This is a genomic window from Paeniglutamicibacter cryotolerans, assembly GCF_014190875.1.
Taxonomy (GTDB): domain Bacteria; phylum Actinomycetota; class Actinomycetes; order Actinomycetales; family Micrococcaceae; genus Paeniglutamicibacter; species Paeniglutamicibacter cryotolerans.
In genome coordinates, this window is sequence record NZ_JACHVS010000001.1 from 43639 (window position 1) to 63199 (window position 19561).

The window sequence follows — 19561 nt, forward strand, 5'->3', positions numbered from 1 at the left end:
ACGTGTGGATCGATCTATTCAGGGTTTGATCCTACCGGCGGCGCCTTCCTCCGCGGGCCCATCACCCCGGGGTTCCAGCCGTTAACGGCTACTCCCAGTGCGGTGGACGCTGGGATTTCAGCCAGTCCCCCAGGTCCTCGACCGGGTCGCCCCAGGCCCGCGGGTCATCGGCCGCTGCCACCTGTTCCAGGACGGGCTCCGAGGCTGTGTCATGCTCCTGGGTTGCCGGTTTGGGTGTCGCCACGGCCCGGGTAGGCGCCTTGACGGGCTGGGCCGTCTCGAAGACGCCAACAACAGGGGTGTCGTTCAGCCGGGTTGGCTCAACTGTTGCCCGGCGCGGCTTGCGCCGCCGAACCGGCTCGTCGCTCACTGTCGCTGCAGCGACTGGACCGGCTTGCCGTCAGCCGTTGCCTCGGCGACGATGCCCAAACCCAGGTACCCGGCCAAAGTCTCGGCTACCGTTCCCGGATCGGAGAACACATCGATGGTCCACAACGGTGCGTAGCGCCAGCCCAACCGTTCGAAAAGCTGCGGGCGCAACCGGCTCCGTTCGCGCACCGTCAGCTGGCGGTAGGCATCGGTACCGTCATAGACCACGGCCAGCGGGGCGGCTCCCCCGGTTCCCTTCACGTCCACGACATGGGCAGCAATGTCCAGCACGCCACGGTAGTGCTGGGTGACGACCGCTCCGCGGTCAACGAGCCGGTGCATCAGGTCAGCGACCAGCGGGTCCGAGGCCGGCATCGTCTTGCCGGCCATGCCGGAATCCCCTGCCAGCACCCGGCCGACCAGTTCGACGTAGCGTCGCGCACCTCCATGGATGCGGTTCATGTCCAGATCCTGCGGGCGCAGCGCCGAGACCAATACCAGCGATTCGCGCGACCGGGTGACGGCATTGACGAACAGCTCGTTGCCGATGGCCCCGGACAGCAGCCCGAATTCGTGGACGGCCTTGCCGTGCGGCGTACGGCCGTAGCCCAGCGCGAACAGCACTGTGTCGCGAACCATCCCGTGTGCGCGTTCCAGCGTCGCCACCAGGAAGCGCTCGTTGTCCGAGCGCTTGAAAAACTGCGCGGCCCACGGGTAGTTGGGCAGCTGCACGCGGATGGCCTCGGCGATTCGTGCCGCATGCGTCGGGTTCCCGGCGATGACCGCCAGCGAGAGGTGCGGGCGGCGGCGGATGTGCGAGAAGACGAGGTCCACCACGCGCTGGACCTCGGCCACCGTGGTTTCCACTCCCTCGCCGGCCAAACCGGGCATCCCGGTTCCGTCGGGCACGTGCTCCACGGACAGCGCCGGGGTTCCGTTGCCCAAGCCACGGGCGGATGGAAGCCGCGTCAGTGAATCGTCGTAGAAGGCGTGCGAGAGGGTCTCGGTGAGCCCCTCGTCCACTCCCCGGTAGACGGTTCCGAGCCGGCGGATCGGAAGCACCCGTTCCAGCGCCTGCATGGCGCTGATCGGGATTCTCGGCGACCGGGTGCTGGCTGTGGGATCAATGGAGACCTCGAAGGCGTTCGGGGCACCCAGCATCGAATCCCCGAAGGCGATGACCTGTGCCGAGCGCGAGATGGAGCCCAATACCGAACGCAGCGACAGCGAATCCGCTTCCAGCAGGATCACCGCATCGAATTTCATGGCTTCGGGAACGGCTGCCGGAATCAACAGCGGCGAGCCCACCCAAACCGGCGCCAAGGCATTGACCAGGTGGTCGCCGAGGCCTGCCAGCAGGCTCAATGAGGGTTCGCCGTCATTGAGCAGGGCACGCAGCTCCTTCGAGGCGGCGCGGTGATCGGCCAGCGCCGCCTTCCAACGCCGGTTCAACGCCCAGCGCAGCCTGGACGCACCCGAATCGATGTGCGCGCTATCGGCCAGTCGGTACTCGGCTTCCAGCTGGCGCAGCTTCTTGCCATCGGCCATGGCCAGGAAGTCGTCCCCGCTGATCATTGCCTCGAGCGCGGACTGCCACCAGGCGAGTTCCAGCTCGGAGTGGACTTCGTCGGGGGTGACCTCGCGGGAGCGGAAATCATCCATCAGCTCACCGAGCCCGTGCTCGCGCAGCTGCTCCTCGAGCAGATTGCGTTCAGGCAGGACGCCGAGGGCCTCCTTGTCGGCCAGCAGCGCATCCATCAGCTCGCCCAGGCGGTCGGTGGGCAGTTCGAGCAGCGGTTCGGCGTCTCCCGGCAGCAGGCCGGAGAGCTTCTCCAGCCGGCGCAGGGCATCCATGTAGCCCTCGCTGACATCGAGCAGGCCGGCCGGAACCATTGGGTGGCGTTGGCTGGTGGCATGCTGCTTCCACAGGATGTGCTGGGCCCGGACGTCTTCCAACGCCGTTTGCAGGTCTGCGATGTGCACCCCGGGGCGAACGTATTCCTTGGCCACACGACGCAACCGCGACCGGGTGATCGAGCTCATTTCGATGCCGCGCTCGCGCCGCCAGGCGGACGATGCGGTGGCCCGGATCAGGTCATCGACCTCCTTGTCGAAGATGTCAGGTTCGAAACGGTCCAGGCTGCCGCGCACGGCGACGAGCAGCTGAAGCTGTTCGCCCCACTTGGCGTAGGTGTCGGCCAAACGGATTTCCGAGTGCGCGGCGACCTTGCCCATGTGCTCGCGCAGGACCGGCAGGTCCTTGCCCAGGCCCTCGATCAGTTCAAGCGCCGTTTCGGTGTCGCGGCGGTTGCGCAGCCGGGAGCCATACCACGGGCTCTTAGCCGAGGCCTTCAGGAAGCTGCCGACCTCGGCGGCACGGTGCAGCTTGGCCGCCGTCTCTTCGCGGCTGGTAATGCCATCGAGCACGCTGCGCTTGAGCCGCACCGTGGTGGCGGGAGCGGGGCTCAGCGAAGTCAGCCGGGCCAGTTCCTGCATCGCCTGGTACGGCGAGCAACCCCAGCGCGGACGTGAACTATGCAACGAGCGGACATGCTCAAGCAACGCGTGGCGGTGCGAGACCAGTGATTGGTGCAGCTTGGCCAGCTGTGGCTCGGTGGCGCGTTCGTTGCGCAGGATCCCGCGGGTCAGCTGCGTGCGCAGGTCTTCGGGGTCGAACTCGGGCGAAAGCAGCAGTGCTGTGCCCTCGAGCCCCAGCTTGGCGAAACGGCCCACGAATTCCTCCGCGGTGGCGCGGCGCTCGGCAACAACGAGCACGCGCTTGCCCTGCGCTGCCAGGATGGCCGCCGCATTGATGGCCGTCTGGGTCTGCCCGGAGCCGGCCGGCGCACAGACGGCAACCGATTCACCGGCCTCGACCAGATCCAGTGCGCCCTGCTGCGACTCATCGGCATCCAACACCAGCAGTTCGTCGGCGGGGTTTCGCTCGTCGCTGCTCTGGACGCTGATACCCGGTTCGCGGACCGGGGCCGAGACCCCCGCGCCGGCGTCAAGCAGCGAGGCGATGACCGGGTTTGCTGTGTCCAAGAGCTGCGGATCGGCCGGATCGGCGAGATCGGCGAAGGTGGAAATGAGTAGCCGGTGCCCGATCACGATGCCGGGCATGTCGGCCACCTGGTGGCGCAGCACGTCCATGGCCCGGGCCGGGTCGAATCGCGCGGTCATGTAGGCGGCTCCATTGAGCGCATCCTCATCGACATCCACCGCATGCTGGCGCTTGAGGTAGCGCAGCAGCGCCGGTGACATTTCGGCGCGGCCCATGAGCTGGATTTCAAAGTCTTCCTGGTCCTCGCGCACGCTCATGACGATGCGGCCCAGCATGACGGGTGCGCTGAACTGTTCGTTGCGCCCCTCGCTGGTGGCCCGCCAGTCCGCGATCCCCGCCGCCAGGTAGCCGACGTCGATACCGCGCTCGTCCCACAGTTCGCGGATCTTTCCGCGCAGCGCCTCGGCGGTGCGCCGGGCGATCACGTACTGGTCGTTGTCGCGCAGCAGCGTCGACAGTCGGGTCTTGCGCCCGGCCATGAACTGTGCGAGCCCCGAGGGATGGGCATGTGTGAGGTCGATGCAGTTCGATGTCGAGCCGGCAAAGCGCAGCAGAGTATCGGTGCCCACGCCGGGGCCTAATGTCTCCAGCCATTCGGTCAGGCGTCCGCCTTGGTTCTCTTCGGATGCAGTCACCGGTTTTCCGCCTTTTCTACCCAGTTGCAGGCCTAGCGCCTTCACAAAATCGCCTCACGTTTCGCTTGGACAGTCGCTTCTAACGTAGTCGAAACGCCAAAGTCTTTACCGCACCGAAACACGTTCGGTGCCACCAAATGGCAAAGGGGAAGCCAATGGCTCCCCCTTTGTCTTCCTACCGCTTGCGCGGCGGGCAGTTTACTCCCACTCGATGGTTCCCGGCGGCTTGGACGTCACGTCCAGGACCACGCGGTTGACCCCGTCGACCTCGTTGGTGATCCGGTTGGAAATCCGGGCCAGCAGGTCATAGGGCAGACGCGACCAGTCTGCGGTCATAGCGTCCTCCGAGGACACCGGGCGCAGCACGATCGGGTGACCGTAGGTGCGGCCGTCGCCTTGCACGCCCACGGAACGCACATCGGCCAGCAGGACGACCGGCATCTGCCAGACTTCCTCATCCAGGCCGGCGGCGGTCAGCTCGGCGCGTGCAATGGCATCGGCCTTGCGCAGCAGCTCAAGGCGCTCCTCGTTGACGGCGCCGATGATGCGGATGCCCAGGCCGGGGCCCGGGAAGGGCTGGCGCATGACGATTTCCGCCGGCAGGCCCAGCTGGGCGCCCACGGCACGGACTTCGTCCTTGAACAGTGCGCGCAGCGGCTCCACCAGTTCGAAGTCCAGGTCCTCGGGAAGCCCACCCACGTTGTGGTGGCTCTTGATGTTTGCCGCGCCTTCGCCGCCGCCGGATTCCACGACGTCCGGGTACAGGGTGCCCTGAACCAGGAACTTCACGGGCTGGCCGGAGTCGGCAGCCTCGGCGAGGATGGCGGTTTCGGCTGCCTCGAACGCGCGAATGAATTCGCGGCCGATGATCTTGCGCTTGGTTTCAGGATCGGTGACCCCGTCCAGCGCGGTGAGGAAGCGCTCGCGTTCGTCGGCAACGTAGAGCTTGGCTCCGGTTGCGGCGACGAAGTCGGTCTCAACCTGCTCGGCTTCGCCTTCGCGCAGCAGACCGTGGTTGACGAACACGCAGGTCAGCTTGTCACCGATGGCTCGCTGCACGAGTGCTGCGGCAACGGCCGAATCAACGCCGCCGGACAAGCCGCAAATGGCACGGCCGTCGCCGACCTGGGCGCGGATCTTTTCGACCTGCTCGTCCAGGATATTGGCTGCCGTCCATGACGGGGTCAGGCCGGCACCGTTGTAGAGGAAGTTCTCAAGCACCTGCTGGCCATGGGCCGAGTGCTTGACCTCCGGGTGCCACTGCACGCCGTAGAGGCGCTTGGCCTCGTTGGCGAAGGCCGCGACGGGAGCACTGGCAGTGGTTGCCAGCACGTCGAAGCCCGCTGGGGCTTCGGAGACGGAATCGCCGTGGCTCATCCAGACGTTTTGGTTTTCCGGGATGCCTGCCAGGATGGAGCGGGCTGCTCCGGTGGCGGTCGCATCGGTTGCGCCGTATTCGCGCAATCCGGTTTCGGCGACAACACCGCCGAGGGCGTTTGCCATGGCCTGGAAGCCATAGCAGATGCCCAGTACCGGGACACCTGCTTCAAAAAGGTCGGCACCGACGCTCGGGGCACCTTCGGCGTAAACGCTCGAGGGGCCTCCGGAGAGGATGATTGCCGCCGGGTTCTTGGCGAGAATCTGTTCGGTGGTGAAGGTATGCGGGACGATCTCCGAATACACGTTGGCTTCGCGTACACGCCGAGCAATCAGCTGTGCGTACTGGGCCCCGTAATCGACGACCAGAACCGGCTTTTGCTCTGGGGTGCTGGGAGTGTTAGTCACGCGTTCCAGCTTAGCCGCACGGTGGACCACCCCGCACCTCAACAGCGCCCGGCGTGACGCAAACGACTTAGCTTGCTATTTAACCTCTGGCGGAAAGTCTGTTGACTTTCCGCGCCTCAATCGGCGTGTCATGACACGATAAGCGGCCCTCGTTTCTCATGCTGTTTGGTACCAACAAGACAGCAAAAGGACCGAGGGCCGTGGCGATGAGTATGCATGAATGTTCCGGTGAATCGCAAGCCTCCTGCCCCGAGCAGCAATTCGATGCGTTCCGGCAAAGCTACTACCGCTGCCTCACCCGTAGGGCCGATGCGCTCTTCGAACTCACTGATGCATTGCTGTGTACCCAGGGGAAAGTCACCGACCTGGCCCACCTGTCCCTGGAACCCGAGCACCACCGCGGCCACGGGGCCCTGTATGACGCGGTGAACTCCGGGAACATCAACCACGCGGCACTGAAAACCCTCATCGGGGCGCTGCCCGTGCCCAAGATCCCGGGCCCGGACGGCCGGAAGAGGATCGTGCTCGCGGTGGACGTGTCGAACTGGCTGCGCCCGGACGCCGGATGCAGCCCCGGGCGCGCGTTCTGCCACACCTACGCCCGCAACGGGCAAGCGCAAATGGTTCCGGGGTGGCCTTATTCTTTCGTGGCCGCACTGGAATCCGGCGCCACCTCCTGGACCGCACTGCTGGACGTGGTGCGGCTGCGCCCGGCCGATGACGCGACCGCGATCACCGCAGATCAGCTCCGGAGCGTCGTTGACCGGTTGAGCGCCACCGGGCAGCAACAGAGCACAGATCCCGAGGTCTTGGTGGTCATGGATGCCGGCTACGACGTGACCCGTCTGGCTTGGCTGCTCCAAGACCTGCCGGTGGTGCTGGTGGCCCGGTTGCGTTCGGACCGGGTGTTCTACGCCCCGGCCGGGGCACGCCGCGGACCGACCAAGGGCCGGCCGCCGCGCCACGGAGCCAAGCTGGCTCTGCGCGATCCGGCCACACACCCGGACCCTGTGCACCGTTCGGTCCAGGAACTGGAGCGGTACGGAGCCGTGAGCACGGTCGCGTTCGAGCGGATGCACCAAAAGATCGACACCAGGGCTGGGTGCAAGGATTCCCACGGTTCCCCACCCCTCATCGAAGGCACGGTGATCGGACTGAACGTCGAACACCTGCCCGGTGGGCAGCCACCAAAGCCGATGTGGCTGTGGGCGTCCAAACCCGTCCCCGGCGATGTCCGGGAGGTGGATCACTGGTGGTCCATGTACCTGCGTCGCTTCGATATCGAGCACACGTTCCGCTTCCTGAAACAGAACCTGGGCTGGGCCCGGCCCCACCTGCGGGAGCCGAATGCGGCAGACCGCTGGACCTGGATCGTGATCGCGGCGCACACCTCGCTGCGGCTGGTGCGGCCAATGGCCATTGAGTGCCGCTTGCCGTGGCAACAGCCCATTCCAGAGTCCAAGTTGACCCCGGGAAGAGTCCGGGCGACCTATCGGCGTGCCTGCCGGGACGCGGTCCACCCGGCGAACCCGCCGATAGCTTCCACGGCCGGTCCGGGACGTCCCCGAGGCGGCGTGAATCGGGTCAAACCCGTGACCCAGCCCGTCGGGCTGGCCCACTACAAAGGTTAAATGCCAAGCTTAGAAATTGCGCCAATAGGCTCAGGGGCGGCGGAGGGGTCGGGCATCCCAGCGGTGGGTCAGCCAGGCTTCGCGGATGAGTCGGCGGATCACGATGACACTGTTCGCCAAAGCGATGAACGCGTTGATGACGGTGGTGCGTCGTTCGGTGCAGATCGCCAGTTTGCGGAATCCGCGGTTGTGCCAGGAGTTGGTGCGTTCCACCACCCACCGTTTGCCGACCTGGATCGGTGAGGGGATGCCCTGGGTGGCGACCTCGCCCGCGCAGCCGAGTTCCTCGAGCAGGTCCCGGGTCGTGGTGGAGTCGTAGCCGGCGTCCAGGTGCACGGTGATCTTTGGTGGCAGGTGGAATCCGAAGCGGGCGAGTTTCTCCAGGGTGGGGCGTAGTAGCGGGGAGTCGTGTCGGTTCGCCGGTGCCACCACGGTGCCCAGCGGGATGCCTTTGCCATCGACCAGGAGGGAGCGTTTGGTTCCTTGTTTGCCGCGGTCTACCGGGGATCGGCCGGCGGCTTCGCCGCCGCAGGGGGCCTTGACGATGCACCCGTCCACGGCGAGGTCTTCGAAGTCGATGCCCACGATCCGGTCGTAGGATTCCAGGGCGATTTGTTCGAGTTGTTCAAAGATCCCGGCGTGGATCCATTCGTCGCGGCGTCGTCGGATCGTGGTGGCGGAGCAGGTGGTGTCGGAGATTTTTTCGTAGGCGGCACCGAGGACGAGGACCTGGATGAGCTTGTCGAAGACGAGCCGGTCTGGGATGCGGGGTTTGTGGCAGCCCAGTGGGTGCGCATCAACCCGGGGTGGGATCAGTGCCTTGAATTGTGTCCAGAGGGGTTTGATGAGGAATGATGGAAGGGCAGGCACGGTTCTCCTGGATCGCATATTTTCTTGGTCGAAAACATGTTTAACACGGAGCCGTGCCTGCTTTTCGTTAATGACGTCGCGGGGTTGGTTAATGACGTGGCGGGGGTCGGTTGTTGGTCTCGGACTGGGCGCCTATTGGCGCGATTTCTTAGCTGGACCGTTTCGCCGCGTCATCGTGACCGTCTGGCGATGCGTTCGTGCACCATGCCCCCGCCCTGGATGCTGAACCAGTCAGGAGAGCCGGCCCCCTCGAGCTCCTCGCTACGGATCGTCTCCACCAGCAGGTTCTCACCATCACGGGGTTGGATGACCGCGTCGATCTTTTCGTTGGGGAAAGCCAGCCATGCCTCAACCACGTCCATCCGGCCGGGCAGGACCTGGAAGCGACTCACCTCGATCTGAATGGCCCCCTGCTATCCAGACCCGTTTCCGGTGCTTTGCGGCCCGTTGGAAGCGCCCCCGGGAACAAGGAACGGCGGCCCCGTGACGCCACACCGCGGTGTGCGCCCCGGGACCGCCGGGAATTCCGTGGGCCGGATGCCTAGTAGCGCTTGGCGGCCTGCGGGTATTTGGCCAGCTCGGCCTCCACCTCGCCATGGACCTTCTTCTCCATGATGAAGGAGAGCAGCGGCACGACGCCACCCAGGGCAATGGTGATGAAGCGGCTGAACGGCCAACGCATCAGGGACCAGAGGCGGAAGTCCGCGATCAGGTACGCGACGTACATCCAGCCGTGCACGATCAGCACCACCTTGGACAGGTTCACTCCGCCGGTGAAGGTGCCGGACGGCAGGAAGCCGAGGGTGTTCGACGAGCCGTCGGCAAGCATTCCGCCGGCGACAATGTCGGCCTGGAAGCCGTATTTGGCGATCATCTCGACGCAGACGAGCAGGAGCATCACGCCGGTGGCGTAGGCAAGCGCCTTATAGACGGAGGCCGCTGAGCGAATCTGCGCCGGGGTTCCGGCGAAACGGCGGGTTTTGGGAGCGGGGGCCTGCTGGGTCACTGGTTTTCCTTAGTCGTTTCCGATGGCTGATCTGTTTCCGGGAAAGGCCCGGCGGGTGCGAAGCCGGCAGCAAGAGCCGCCTCGTCTGCTGCGTCTTCGAGCTGGCGGCGGTGATCATCGGCGACGAGCCGGTACCAGAGGAAGACGGCGAAGCCGGCAAAGACCACCCATTCAATGCCGTAGAAGATATTCAGCCAATTCAGTGGCTGTTCCTGGGGCTGCGGGCCGACCTGGACCGGATCCAGCCCGGTGCTCCGTGCGCCCGCGGATTCACCGTTGGTGCCGGTCACCTCGTTGGCGACGACGAAGCCGCTGTATGAGGGGACGTCCCAGACGTTGATCAGCTGGGCCACGGAGAGCGAAGGGTAGCTCGAGGCGCCCGTCGTCTCGTCGATCGGCGCCTCGGTGGGCAGCAACCGTCCGGTCAGTTCGAGCTTTCCGGCGGGGGCCGGCCTCGGCACCGCGTCGGTGGGCTGCCAGCCGCGGACCACGGGGATGGTGTTAGCGTCGGGGGCTCCGGACACGGCGAAGGGGGCGACTACCCAGTAGCCGGTGGCGCCGTCGTTGATCCTTCCCCTGACCAACACCTGCTTTCCGGGCAGGAAGCTGCCCTCGGCGCTGACGATCTGGTCGGCCTTGGAGGCCATCATGTCCACTGCCGGTTCGAAGTGTTCAGTCAGCGGAACGGTCCGCTCGGTGGTGCTCGGCGGTGGCGGCGGCGCATCCTGGGAACGGCTGAATTGCCACTGGCTCAGCAGGACAAACCCGGTCGCCACGGCCAAGGCCCCCAGCAAGGCGAGGATCCATCGAGGTTTCAGGGCAGTTTTCAGCACCCTACAACGGTACTTCGATTGTGTGTAGAAGAGCGAACCGGGTCATGTGCTTTCAGCCACCAGCATGGGTTTTCGTGATGGCTTCGGAGTGCCGGACCCGCGCCCGTGCTTCCCGACGGGAGCCTGGGAACCCCCGAGAAGGGCGGTGCGACTAGGCTGAACACATGGAATCAACAATCGTGGCGACACCGCACGCGCACCGGATCAACGCCTGGCTACTGTATGTGGCAGCCCGACCCTTCGTGCTGGTCGATGGGCACAGGCATCCGGCCCGGTGGGGCCGGCCCACCACGATCAGCGTCACGCCCGGCACGCATGCGGTGGCGGTGGGCATCATGTACCGGGGCACGCACTGGCTGCTCGGTACCGACGGGCGTTCGTTCGATGTCGCTGCCGGCCAGACGCTCACCGTGGAAGCCCGCAATGGCGCGTTGAACTCGGACCCGTTCATCCTGACAGCTGACCACCAGGCCTTATAGGTCCGAGAAGTCCAACGCCGAGTTAATCAGCTCGGCGATGGCACCGGTATCATACGCACGGCGCAACGACTCGCGGAACGCTTCCTTGGAGAGGCTGCGAGCCAGTGCGGCCAGCACGTTCAGGTGTGCGGAGAAGCTGGCTTTCGGTGTGGCCAGCAGCAGGACCACGCTGGCGGGGCCATCGGACGCCCCGAAATCCAGGGTGTGGCCGTAGGCAGTGATACCGACGGCGATGCTGACCTGGTCCACGAACCCGGTGCGCGCGTGCGGGATGCCGATGCCGCCGGGCAGCCCGGTGGCCAGCTGGTGCTGGTCGCTCTTGACCTGCGCGATGAACCCGTCCAAGTCCCGGACCCGGCCGGTTTCATGGAGCCTGCCGGCCAGCAGCTCGATCGCTTCCTCGCGGCTGCCGACGGCCATCTCCAAGACCACCAGTTCGGGGCTGCTCAGGGGCTGGGGCCCGCTAATCCCGGACCGGGACAATGTCTTCAACATTCAGTCGTATCCTGTCTGCCGAAACATCATCCGGTTCCTCTTGGCTGGCACGTTCCGCTTCGACCCGGGCCACGTAGTGCAGCACTTCGCGCGACATCTGCGCATCGCTCCAGCCCAGGATCGGGGCCATCAGCCGCGCCACCTCGGGTGCTGCGGAAATGCCCCGGTCCCAGGCCTCGATGGAGATCCGGGTACGCCGGGTGAGCACGTCGTGAATGTGCCGCGCCCCCTCGTGCGTCGTGGCGTAGATGACCTCGGCCGCCAGGTAGTCGTCTGCCCCCGGCAACGGGGCACCCAGCGCCGGGTCCGCGGTGATCAGGTCCAGCACGTCGATCGCCATCGAGCCGTAGCGGCCCAGCAGGTGCTCGACGCGGGCCACATGGACCCCTGCACGCCGGGCCATCGCATGACGCCGGTTGCACGCCGCCCGGTAGCCCTCGGCACCGAGCAGAGGAATCGAGTCGGTGCAGGACGGTGGGATGGCGGCATCCATGGCGCGGGCCGCCTCGTCCACCGCGTCCTTGGCCATGACCCGGTAGGTGGTGTATTTGCCGCCGGCGACCACGACCAGGCCGGGCACCGGGTGGGCCACCACATGCTCGCGCGAAAGCTTGGCGGTGGAATCCGATTCACCGGCCAACAACGGGCGCAGCCCGGCATAGACGCCCTCGACGTCCTCGCGGGTCAGCGGGCGCCGCAGCACGGTGTTCACATGGCCCAGCAGGTAGTCGATGTCCTTCGCCGTGGCGGCTGGGTGCGCCTTGTCCAGCGTCCAGTCGGTGTCGGTGGTTCCGATAATCCAGTGCCGGCCCCACGGAATCACGAACAGGACCGACTTCTCCGTGCGCAGGATCATGCCGACGGTGGAGGCAATCCGGTCGCGCGGCACGACCAGGTGGACGCCCTTGGAGGCGCGGACCTTCAGCTGCCCGCGGTCGGTGACCATGGCCTGGGTCTCATCGGTCCAGACGCCGGTGGCATTGACTACCTGTTTGGCGCGGACCTCGAACACCTCGCCGGTTTCCTGGTCCTGGAGGGCGGCGCCGACCACGCGTTCGCCGGCGCGCAGGAAACTGGTGACCCGCACCCGGTTCGCCGCCCAGGCACCGTAGTGCGCGGCGGTGCGGATGAGGTTGAGCACCAGCCTGGCATCGTCGACCTGGGCGTCGTAGTAGCGGATCGAGCCGACGAATGCGTCGGTCTTCAGGCTGGGCACTGCCTTGAGCGTGGCGTGGCGTGAGAGGTGCTTGTGGAACGGGACGCCTCGGCTGTGCCCGGAGGCCATCGAGAGCAGGTCGTAGAGCGCTATGCCGGCCCCGACGTAGGGACGTTCGACGATCCGCTTGGTCAGCGGGTAAATGAAGGGCACCGGGTGGACCAGGTGCGGGGCAAGCCGCTCCATGAGCAGCCCACGCTCGTGCAATGCCTCGCGGACCAGGGCGAAGTCGAGCATTTCCAGGTAGCGCAGCCCGCCGTGGATCAGCTTGGAGGAGCGGGAGCTGGTGCCTGAAGCCCAGTCGCGTTCCTCGACGATGGCCACCTTCAACCCGCGGGTCACGGCGTCGAGCGCAGCTCCGGCACCGACCACGCCCCCGCCGATGATCAGCAGGTCAAGTTCCTCGGCGCCGGGAGCCGCAGTCGCCTTGATGGCAGCCACCGACGCCGCGCGAAAGTCCGTATCGAGCTTTCCTGTGCGCGGGTCGATGGCGGCCATGGTGTTAGTCGGCCTCGTACGGGGACACGACGACGCCGACCCGCTGGAATTCCTTCAGGTCCGAATAGCCGGTGGTGGCCATCGAACGACGCAACGCACCAACCAGGTTCGAGGTGCCGTTGGTGTGGTTCGACGGGCCGAAGAGCAGCTGCTCCATCTGGCCCACGGTGCCGACCCTGACCCGGTCCCCGCGCGGGGTGGATTCGTGGGCGGCTTCCATGCCCCAGTGCCAACCGGCGCCCGGCGCCTCCTCGGCACGGGCCAGCGCCGTGCCGAGCATGACGGCGTCGGCTCCCATGGCGATGGCCTTGACGATGTCGCCACTGGTGCCCAGGCCGCCGTCGGCGATCACGTGCACGTAGCGTCCGCCGGATTCGTCGAGGTAGTCGCGGCGGGCCGCAGCCACATCGGAGATGGCCGTCGCCATCGGCGCGTGGATGCCCAGCGCGCGGCGGGTGGTGCCGGTGGCCCCTCCCCCGAAGCCGACCAGTACGCCGGCCGCGCCGGTCCGCATCAGGTGCAGGGCCGGAGTGTAGCCGGCAGCGCCGCCGACGATCACCGGGACGTCGAGTTCGTAGATGAACTGCTTGAGGTTCAGGGGTTCGTGGTTCTTGGACACGTGTTCGGCCGAGACGGTGGTGCCACGGATGACGAAGATGTCAACGCCGGCGGCAACTACCGTCTTGTAGTGCTCCTGGGTGCGCTGCGGGGTCAGCGAGCCGGCGACTGTCACACCGGATTCGCGAATCTCGGCCAGGCGTGCAGTGATCAGCTCCGGCTGAATCGGCGCGGAGTAGAGCTCTTGGAGGCGGCGGGTGATGGCCGGATCGTAGTGGCCGGCGCCGACGGTCTTCAGTGCGGCGATTTCCTCGAGCACCTTGGCCGGATCCTCATAGCGGGTCCAGAGGCCCTCGAGGTTCAGCACGCCCAGGCCCCCGAGCTTGCCCAGCGTGATGGCCGTTGCCGGGGACATCACCGAGTCCATCGGCGCGCCGATGATCGGGGTCGAGAACTGGTACGCGTCGATCTGCCAGTTCACCGAAACATCCTGCGGATCACGGGTACGGCGGTTGGGGACGATCGCCACGTCGTCGAGGGAGTAGGCCTGCTGTCCGCGCTTTCCGCGCCCGATTTCAATCTCGTAAGTCACCGGCTCAGCCTATCAGTCCGGGCCCGTCGCCTGCCCGTCGGTGACGTGCCGGGATGCATCCCAGCAACTCATTGTGGCCGGGATCTCGCAGTGGCCCAGGCGATTCCTACCAGTCCTCCAATAGTGCTGTGGTTCGGCCATCAGGCCCCCGCGAACTCGGCCTTGATTAACTTCGGCCGTGGGCACAAGTGAACCCCGCCTCCAGGCATCAAGGCGGGGGCCAGTGCGACGTTGGAAACCCTGGTGGGTGCCACTGTGTGTTGGTTCAGCAAGGGGTGTCACAGGTGGTGGTGCGGGTGCCGGGCAACGGTGGCGCTGTGGAGTGGTAGGTTTTGCCGGCCGGGGTGGTGATTCGTAGTCCGTGGCGTGTGCCGTGGGCGGGAGTTTCCTTCCATCCGGGGTATTCCTTGGTCTGGTTGCACCAGGCGCAACGGGCGCTGGCGTTGTCGGCGGTGGTTTGCCCGCCACGGAACCATTGGTCGATGTGGTCGGTGTGCCTCACCCGGTTTTCGCAGCCGGGGGTGGCGCAGATCTGATCGCGGATCTGCACCCAGTGGACCAGCCCGGCAGGGTAGGTGCGGCGGCGGGAGTCCATGGCCAGCAGTTTCCCGGTATCCGGTTCGGTATAGAGACGCCGGATCCAGCGCTTGAGTTTCAAGTCGGTGTCCCGGCCGCGGATCAGTTGGCGGGCCAGGCAGGCCGGGATGGTGCCGTAGCCCTGCAGGTATGCCGGTTCCGCGTCACTTTGGAACAGGGTCCGGTCGGTCATGACCAAGTTGATTTCCACGGGTGGGGTGATGTTGGTTTCCCCGGTGAGCAGTCCGCAGAATTCGTCGGTGCGGATCTGTTCGCGGGTGCGTCCGTTGGCGGCGCCGGTGGCCAGGGCGGTATCGGCGAGGTCGGACAGGACCTGGTGCATGAGTACGGCTTGTTCGGCGGGAATTTCCCCGATGATGCGCATGGTCATGTTGCCGGTCGGGATGAAACGGATGTAGCGCTTGGCGCGGGCGTCATCGATGCGTTCGGCGGCGGTGGCGGGGTCGATTTCCTGGACCAGGGCCCTGACGCGGTTACCCAGGGCCTTGAGGCTCTCACCGAGGAAGTCCTCGGGGTTCGCGTTCAGTTCCACATCGACCCATTGGCGGTATTCCGGGGCCAGTGCGCTGGCTTCGTGGGCGATGAGCATAGCCCGGTTCTCACTCAGGGCCCCGAAGGTGAAACGCGAGAGGGTCAGGGGCATGTCCGCGCACAGGATGCGGGAGCCGGCGAGGTGTCTGCTGCCTTCGAGGGGTGATTCGCTGCGGGCCAGTGCGATTTCGGTTCCGGTGCCGCGTCCTCGGGAGGTTTTATTCACTCCGTTGTCCGCATGGCGGTGGACGGCTGCGGCGTGCAGGGCGGTGGTGTCGCGGGCTTGGAGGGCCGCGAGGCAGGTCTTGACCTGTTCGGCTGATTCGATCCGGTCCGCCAGTTGGCGTTCGGTGAGCTGTTCGGAGGTGGTTCCGGCGATCAGATTCGCGAAGCCGGCCAGGAAGGAATGCGCCGATGTGGCCGGGGCGGTTTCCCCGGAGGGTCCCATCTGCGGGTTTTCCGGGTTCGTTTCCTGGGTTTTCCCGGTCTCGAACATGGAACTAGTGTCGGCCTTACGATTCCAGTGAGATGGACCCGTCGATTTCGGTTGCGGATGGACCGTCGGCGATGCGCCGCCGGGCTGCCGCTTTCACCTCGGCCCGGGCCTGCAATCTCAGCTGGGCCGCCGCGGACCACAGACTGTTTTCGGCTTTCCTTCCGTCCGGGGTGACCCGCCGATCGCAGATGTCGCGATACCTGCGCTGCGGGTGTCCCTGGTTGGCTAGCAAGTGCGCACGGATCGCCATGGCGTAATCACCGGCGTTGTCGGCCCGCAGCTCCCGCAACCTCATCAACTCCAGCAACAGGTTCAACCGGGCACGATTGCGCAAGGACAAGGCCCGGTCTCCGATGCATTTCTTCACCCGGACGAAAACGCTTTCCAACGCACCGTTGGTATAGATCGGCGCGATCGCCTCCCGGCGTCCGGCTTGTCGGCGGATCTGCTGGCCGTGGCCACCGACCCAGGTCTGGATGGCCAGCAGGCCCGACTCCTGAACCGCGGTTTCGAACGCATCCCACCGATGGATATCGTTCAGTGCACCGTGGAACAGCTCCCGTAAAACACCGGACCCGACGGTCCGTTCCAACGTTGCCCTCCCGCTGGCATACAGGTGGTGTTCGCACGCGTGGTAGCGCTCCAGCCAGAACAAGGCGCCCCAGCGCTTGATGATCGCGGCCCGAATACCGGGATCCTCGTCGGCAACGATGGACAGCGGGGTCCCCGGAAAGCGATCGAGGAACTCACCCCAGGCGGCGGTCGTGCGCGCGGGGTGGGCCTCCAACCGCCACAGCTGCCCGTTTTTGCCGTTCCGGTCATAGCCGTAGGCCGCCAGGACCGTATAGAGGGCGGTCCGGTCCGTGAATTCCCCGGCGGCATGCCACCAGAACGTCTTCGAGTCCAGAACGAGGATTGTCGGCCACCGCACGGGGGCCTGGGCCGCGGCCACCACGGGGACAAAATCAGCCACCCAATCAGCCACGGTTTGGCCGTTATGCAGAAGCTTTTGCCCCTGGGCGGGAGTATTGCCGGAGGCCTGCATCCGTACGCGCCGTGCGGCATCGATATAGGTGCTTCCGCGGCCGATATCAACAAGGGCCGCAGCGATTTCACGGATCAGGTATTCAAACTGTGCGGGAGCTGCGGGTCCTTCATGGGGTGCCAGATGGCTCTCACATTCGACGCACGTTTCGTGGTCTGCACGCGTCCGGCTGACCACGCCGAGGAAGCGGTGGTAGGAACCTCCCGGGAGGTTACACCGCCAGCGTTGCCGGGGCCGGCCTCCGTCTTTTTGCAGACCGTCACGCACGACCCGGCCATCGAGATGCCCACGGGGACAAGCCGGGATTTCTCCAGCCATGGCTTGATTTTACGCCGAAACCATCTCACTGGAATCGTAAGGCCGACAAGTATACGACTTAATAGGTAAATTAGGAAGAGTGTTCGAATGTTTTGAAGCTATGAATTTTTGCGATACAAGGTCTAGTCAAGTCGTGCTTTTTGGGTTTTTCACAGGGCTGCTTGGAGACGTTGACAAAGTACTTCGGACCTTAATATTCGAACAAAGGATCAGTCTGGCGCTAGAGCGACCTAACACTTGAGCAAGCAAGCGGGAGGCGATCCACACTGCAGCGCGTGGATCGCCTCCGTCATTTGCCGCTATCGGCCATGGACCCTGGAATCAGGCGGACAGCCCGGCCAGGGTCTCGGCGAGCGCAGATGCCGCACTTTCCTCGCGGGCGGCAATGCCGCGAACCAGGTGAGCCAGCATGGCGAAGTGGGCGGCCCGGGTCTCCGGATCAACGTCCGGGTCGATCAGGTCGGTCAGTTCCTCCCAGGCCTCGGCCAGCGCCTGGTAGTCGTCCACGTGCCCGGCCAGCGGCTCGAGCCCGGGCAGCGTCGCGGCCTCGGCGAGGAAGTCGGCGTAGAGCCCGCGCAATCCGCCCTCGCCGCCAAAGCGGGTGTCCGTGAGGAATCCGGCAACTTGGACCAGACCGGCGTGCAGGCGCTCGGGTTCCTCGAAGATCCGGGTCCAGCCCTTCTTCGTGGTGGTGTCCTCCAGCCGATCGGCCCAGGAATTCATGCCGGCAATGCCGAAGTTCTTGGTGAAGTGCGCGGGGATGCCCTCGAGCTCGGCGGTGCCGAGCAGCCGGGAGGTGGTCTGCGCGATGGCGGCACGGACAGCGGCACTGAGCGTTGCGGCATCCGGTCCCTTACTGGACGGAATCCAGGCCTGCCAGTGCTTGTTGCCCTTGTTCTTGGCGCGGGCCGCGGCAAGGTCTTCGGGAGAGATCGGCACCAGGTCCCCGGAGCCATCGTCGAGAAGCAGGTCATCCCCGTGTTCACCGACCACCACGAGGTCGATCGAGTCCTCGGCTTCCACGCCGTCGGCGTCGACCCAGGGAAGCGCGCCCACGGCGACGCGCACCACGACGGCGCGGCCCGCATCGAGTCCGGCATCCAGGTAATCGGCTGCCAGCCGGCCGCTGCCGGTGCTGCGTTCGCTCACCTTGGCACCGCAGCGGGCCAGCAGGTTGGCCGTATACGGCTCGGGGTGGGCGCGGGTGACCACGGTGGCGGTGGTCACCGTCTCGTACTGGAAGGTGAACACCATGAAGCCGATGCCGCCGGCCAGTCCGGAGAGCAGCGCCTCGCTCAGCGGCTCGCCGGTCAGCGGGTGGGTCACCCCGGCCTGGGTGAGGACGCGGCTCCAGAGCCCGGCGTCGTACTGGCGGACGTTTTCCGGGGCCGGGTATTCGGGGAGCTCGGCTTCCTGCGCAGCGGCTGCCGCCTCAGCGGCCTCGAGCGACGTGGTCGGTCGTTCGGGCTTGGCAGCCAGGATGTGCTTGCGGGCCGTCGTGTAGCTTTCGCCGGTACGTTCCATGCGGGCACGGGTCAGCTTCTTCAGGTTCTTCGGCATGGCCATAGTGGTGTTGTCCTCCTTGGGTGCGGCAGCGGGGTCCTCCCGCACGCCAGGGATTGGCGCCACCGGTCGATTCTACCGGCGCCGGGCCACCAACAGCATCGGGGCGAGGGTACCTGCGTCCATGGCGGCCATCACGTTGCCGATCCGGTCCACCGGGTCACTGCCTAGGATGATCGGCATCCCCAGCGGCATGGGATGCTCGCGCTGGGTCCGGCCCTGCGCCGCCATGGCCGCCAAGGCGGGGGCGCTCATGTCCTGCTCGCGTTCGACCTCGAACCCGGATTCCGCCAGCAGCTTCCGGTACCCGCTGACCGTGTCGACGAACGAACCCGCAGCCTCGTTGGCCCAGGGCTGCGGGTAGTGCAGGTCGTTGGAACCCATCAGGTCGTAGACGCCAAAGACGCCGCCTGGCGCCAATAGCCGGTGTACCTCGGCGAACACCGAGGCCTTGTCCTCCAGATTCATGCCCACGTGCAGCAGCGTCGCCACGTCGAAGCTTCCCGGCTCCAGCCCGGTGTCCTCGCCCGCCGCGCACAGCGAGGTGATCGACTCCCCCAGCCCGCTGGCGTGGTTCAGTTCCCTGGCGAGCTCGACGAACTCCTCCGTCAGGTCGACCGCCGTGACATAGGCGCCGTGGGCGGCAAAGGCCCGAGCAGCTCCGCCGATGCCGGAGCCGACGTCCAACACCCGGGTTCCGGGGCCGATGCCGGTGGCGCGAATCAGGTCCATCGTGGCCGCGGTTCCCCCGCTGTGGAACTGGTCTGCTTCCTCCAGATCCCCCGGGGACAACGCGCCTGGATCCCTGCCCTGGGCACGGACCGCGGCAAAGAGCCGCTCGCGCAGCGTCCCGGTGGTGTACCTGTTGATGGCCTGCTCGTGATCACCCATGCTCAACACTCCCCTGCGTCCCTGCCCCCGGGCACGCCGGACGGTGCCCGTAGCCCCATGGTAGATCCAATCGCCCGCCATGGCGGCGG

General features: G+C 66.1%; 16 protein-coding genes. 2 read left to right on the forward strand and 14 right to left on the reverse strand.

Annotation, left to right across the window (positions count from 1 at the left end):
- Positions 1-88 precede the first annotated feature (88 nt).
- The 3 genes from E9229_RS00205 to guaA all read right to left on the reverse strand — a co-directional run bounded on the left by E9229_RS00205 (position 89) and on the right by guaA (position 5853).
- The gene (locus tag E9229_RS00205) at positions 89-370 is read right to left on the reverse strand and encodes a hypothetical protein (RefSeq protein ID WP_183509200.1); all 282 of its coding nucleotides are present in this window, start codon (positions 368-370) and stop codon (positions 89-91) included.
- A complete protein-coding gene (locus E9229_RS00210; protein WP_183509201.1) occupies positions 367-4068 on the reverse strand; it encodes a DUF4011 domain-containing protein in 3702 nt (1233 codons plus the stop codon). The genes E9229_RS00205 and E9229_RS00210 overlap by 4 nt, the downstream gene beginning before the upstream one ends.
- Before the next feature lie 198 nt (positions 4069-4266).
- Positions 4267-5853: a glutamine-hydrolyzing GMP synthase gene (gene guaA / locus E9229_RS00215; RefSeq protein ID WP_183509203.1), complete on the reverse strand. Its 1587-nt coding sequence runs from the start codon at positions 5851-5853 to the stop codon at positions 4267-4269.
- Between the two features lie 206 nt (positions 5854-6059).
- Here guaA and E9229_RS00220 point away from each other — a divergent pair, with 206 nt between their 5' ends.
- Positions 6060-7484 carry an NF041680 family putative transposase gene (locus E9229_RS00220; protein ID WP_221184324.1) on the forward strand — a complete coding sequence of 475 codons (1425 nt, stop codon included), beginning with the start codon at positions 6060-6062 and terminating at the stop codon, positions 7482-7484.
- A 30-nt stretch (positions 7485-7514) separates the two neighbouring features.
- On the opposite strand, the gene E9229_RS00225 is transcribed toward E9229_RS00220, so the two are convergent.
- The 4 genes from E9229_RS00225 to E9229_RS00240 form a co-directional block, all read right to left on the reverse strand.
- On the reverse strand, positions 7515-8354 hold the full coding sequence (locus tag E9229_RS00225; protein WP_183509205.1) for an IS5 family transposase: 840 nt from the start codon (positions 8352-8354) through the stop codon (positions 7515-7517).
- A 170-nt stretch (positions 8355-8524) separates the two neighbouring features.
- The gene (locus E9229_RS00230) at positions 8525-8746 is read right to left on the reverse strand and encodes a DUF6176 family protein (protein WP_183509207.1); all 222 of its coding nucleotides are present in this window, start codon (positions 8744-8746) and stop codon (positions 8525-8527) included.
- Between the two features lie 149 nt (positions 8747-8895).
- Positions 8896-9360, reverse strand: coding sequence for a DUF3817 domain-containing protein (locus E9229_RS00235; RefSeq protein WP_183509209.1), 465 nt, complete (start codon positions 9358-9360; stop codon positions 8896-8898).
- Positions 9357-10154, reverse strand: coding sequence for an SURF1 family protein (locus tag E9229_RS00240; RefSeq protein ID WP_246380281.1), 798 nt, complete (start codon positions 10152-10154; stop codon positions 9357-9359). Before E9229_RS00240 ends, E9229_RS00235 begins: the two co-directional genes overlap by 4 nt.
- Before the next feature lie 203 nt (positions 10155-10357).
- Between E9229_RS00240 and E9229_RS00245 the strand changes: the two genes are divergently transcribed.
- Positions 10358-10672, forward strand: a complete 315-nt coding sequence (locus tag E9229_RS00245; protein ID WP_183509211.1) for a hypothetical protein — start codon at positions 10358-10360, stop codon at positions 10670-10672.
- On the opposite strand, the gene E9229_RS00250 is transcribed toward E9229_RS00245, so the two are convergent.
- From E9229_RS00250 to E9229_RS00280, 7 genes are all read right to left on the reverse strand, one after another.
- Positions 10667-11167 carry a PTS sugar transporter subunit IIA gene (locus E9229_RS00250; RefSeq protein WP_183509212.1) on the reverse strand — a complete coding sequence of 167 codons (501 nt, stop codon included), beginning with the start codon at positions 11165-11167 and terminating at the stop codon, positions 10667-10669. The genes E9229_RS00245 and E9229_RS00250 overlap by 6 nt on opposite strands.
- Complete coding sequence (locus tag E9229_RS00255; RefSeq protein WP_183509213.1) at positions 11136-12881, reverse strand: glycerol-3-phosphate dehydrogenase/oxidase; 1746 nt, start codon at positions 12879-12881, stop codon at positions 11136-11138. The genes E9229_RS00250 and E9229_RS00255 overlap by 32 nt, the downstream gene beginning before the upstream one ends.
- A 4-nt stretch (positions 12882-12885) precedes the next feature.
- The gene (locus E9229_RS00260) at positions 12886-14031 is read right to left on the reverse strand and encodes a GuaB3 family IMP dehydrogenase-related protein (RefSeq protein ID WP_183509214.1); all 1146 of its coding nucleotides are present in this window, start codon (positions 14029-14031) and stop codon (positions 12886-12888) included.
- A 265-nt stretch (positions 14032-14296) separates the two neighbouring features.
- Entirely contained in the window at positions 14297-15655 is a 1359-nt protein-coding gene (locus E9229_RS00265) for a DUF222 domain-containing protein (RefSeq protein ID WP_183509216.1), read from the reverse strand.
- 16 nt (positions 15656-15671) lie between these two features.
- Entirely contained in the window at positions 15672-16628 is a 957-nt protein-coding gene (locus E9229_RS00270; protein WP_183509217.1) for a hypothetical protein, read from the reverse strand.
- Between the two features lie 711 nt (positions 16629-17339).
- On the reverse strand, positions 17340-18647 hold the full coding sequence (locus E9229_RS00275) for a DUF4872 domain-containing protein (RefSeq protein ID WP_312855559.1): 1308 nt from the start codon (positions 18645-18647) through the stop codon (positions 17340-17342).
- A gap of 9 nt (positions 18648-18656) precedes the next feature.
- Entirely contained in the window at positions 18657-19472 is an 816-nt protein-coding gene (locus E9229_RS00280) for a class I SAM-dependent methyltransferase (protein WP_183509218.1), read from the reverse strand.
- Positions 19473-19561: the final 89 nt, after the last annotated feature.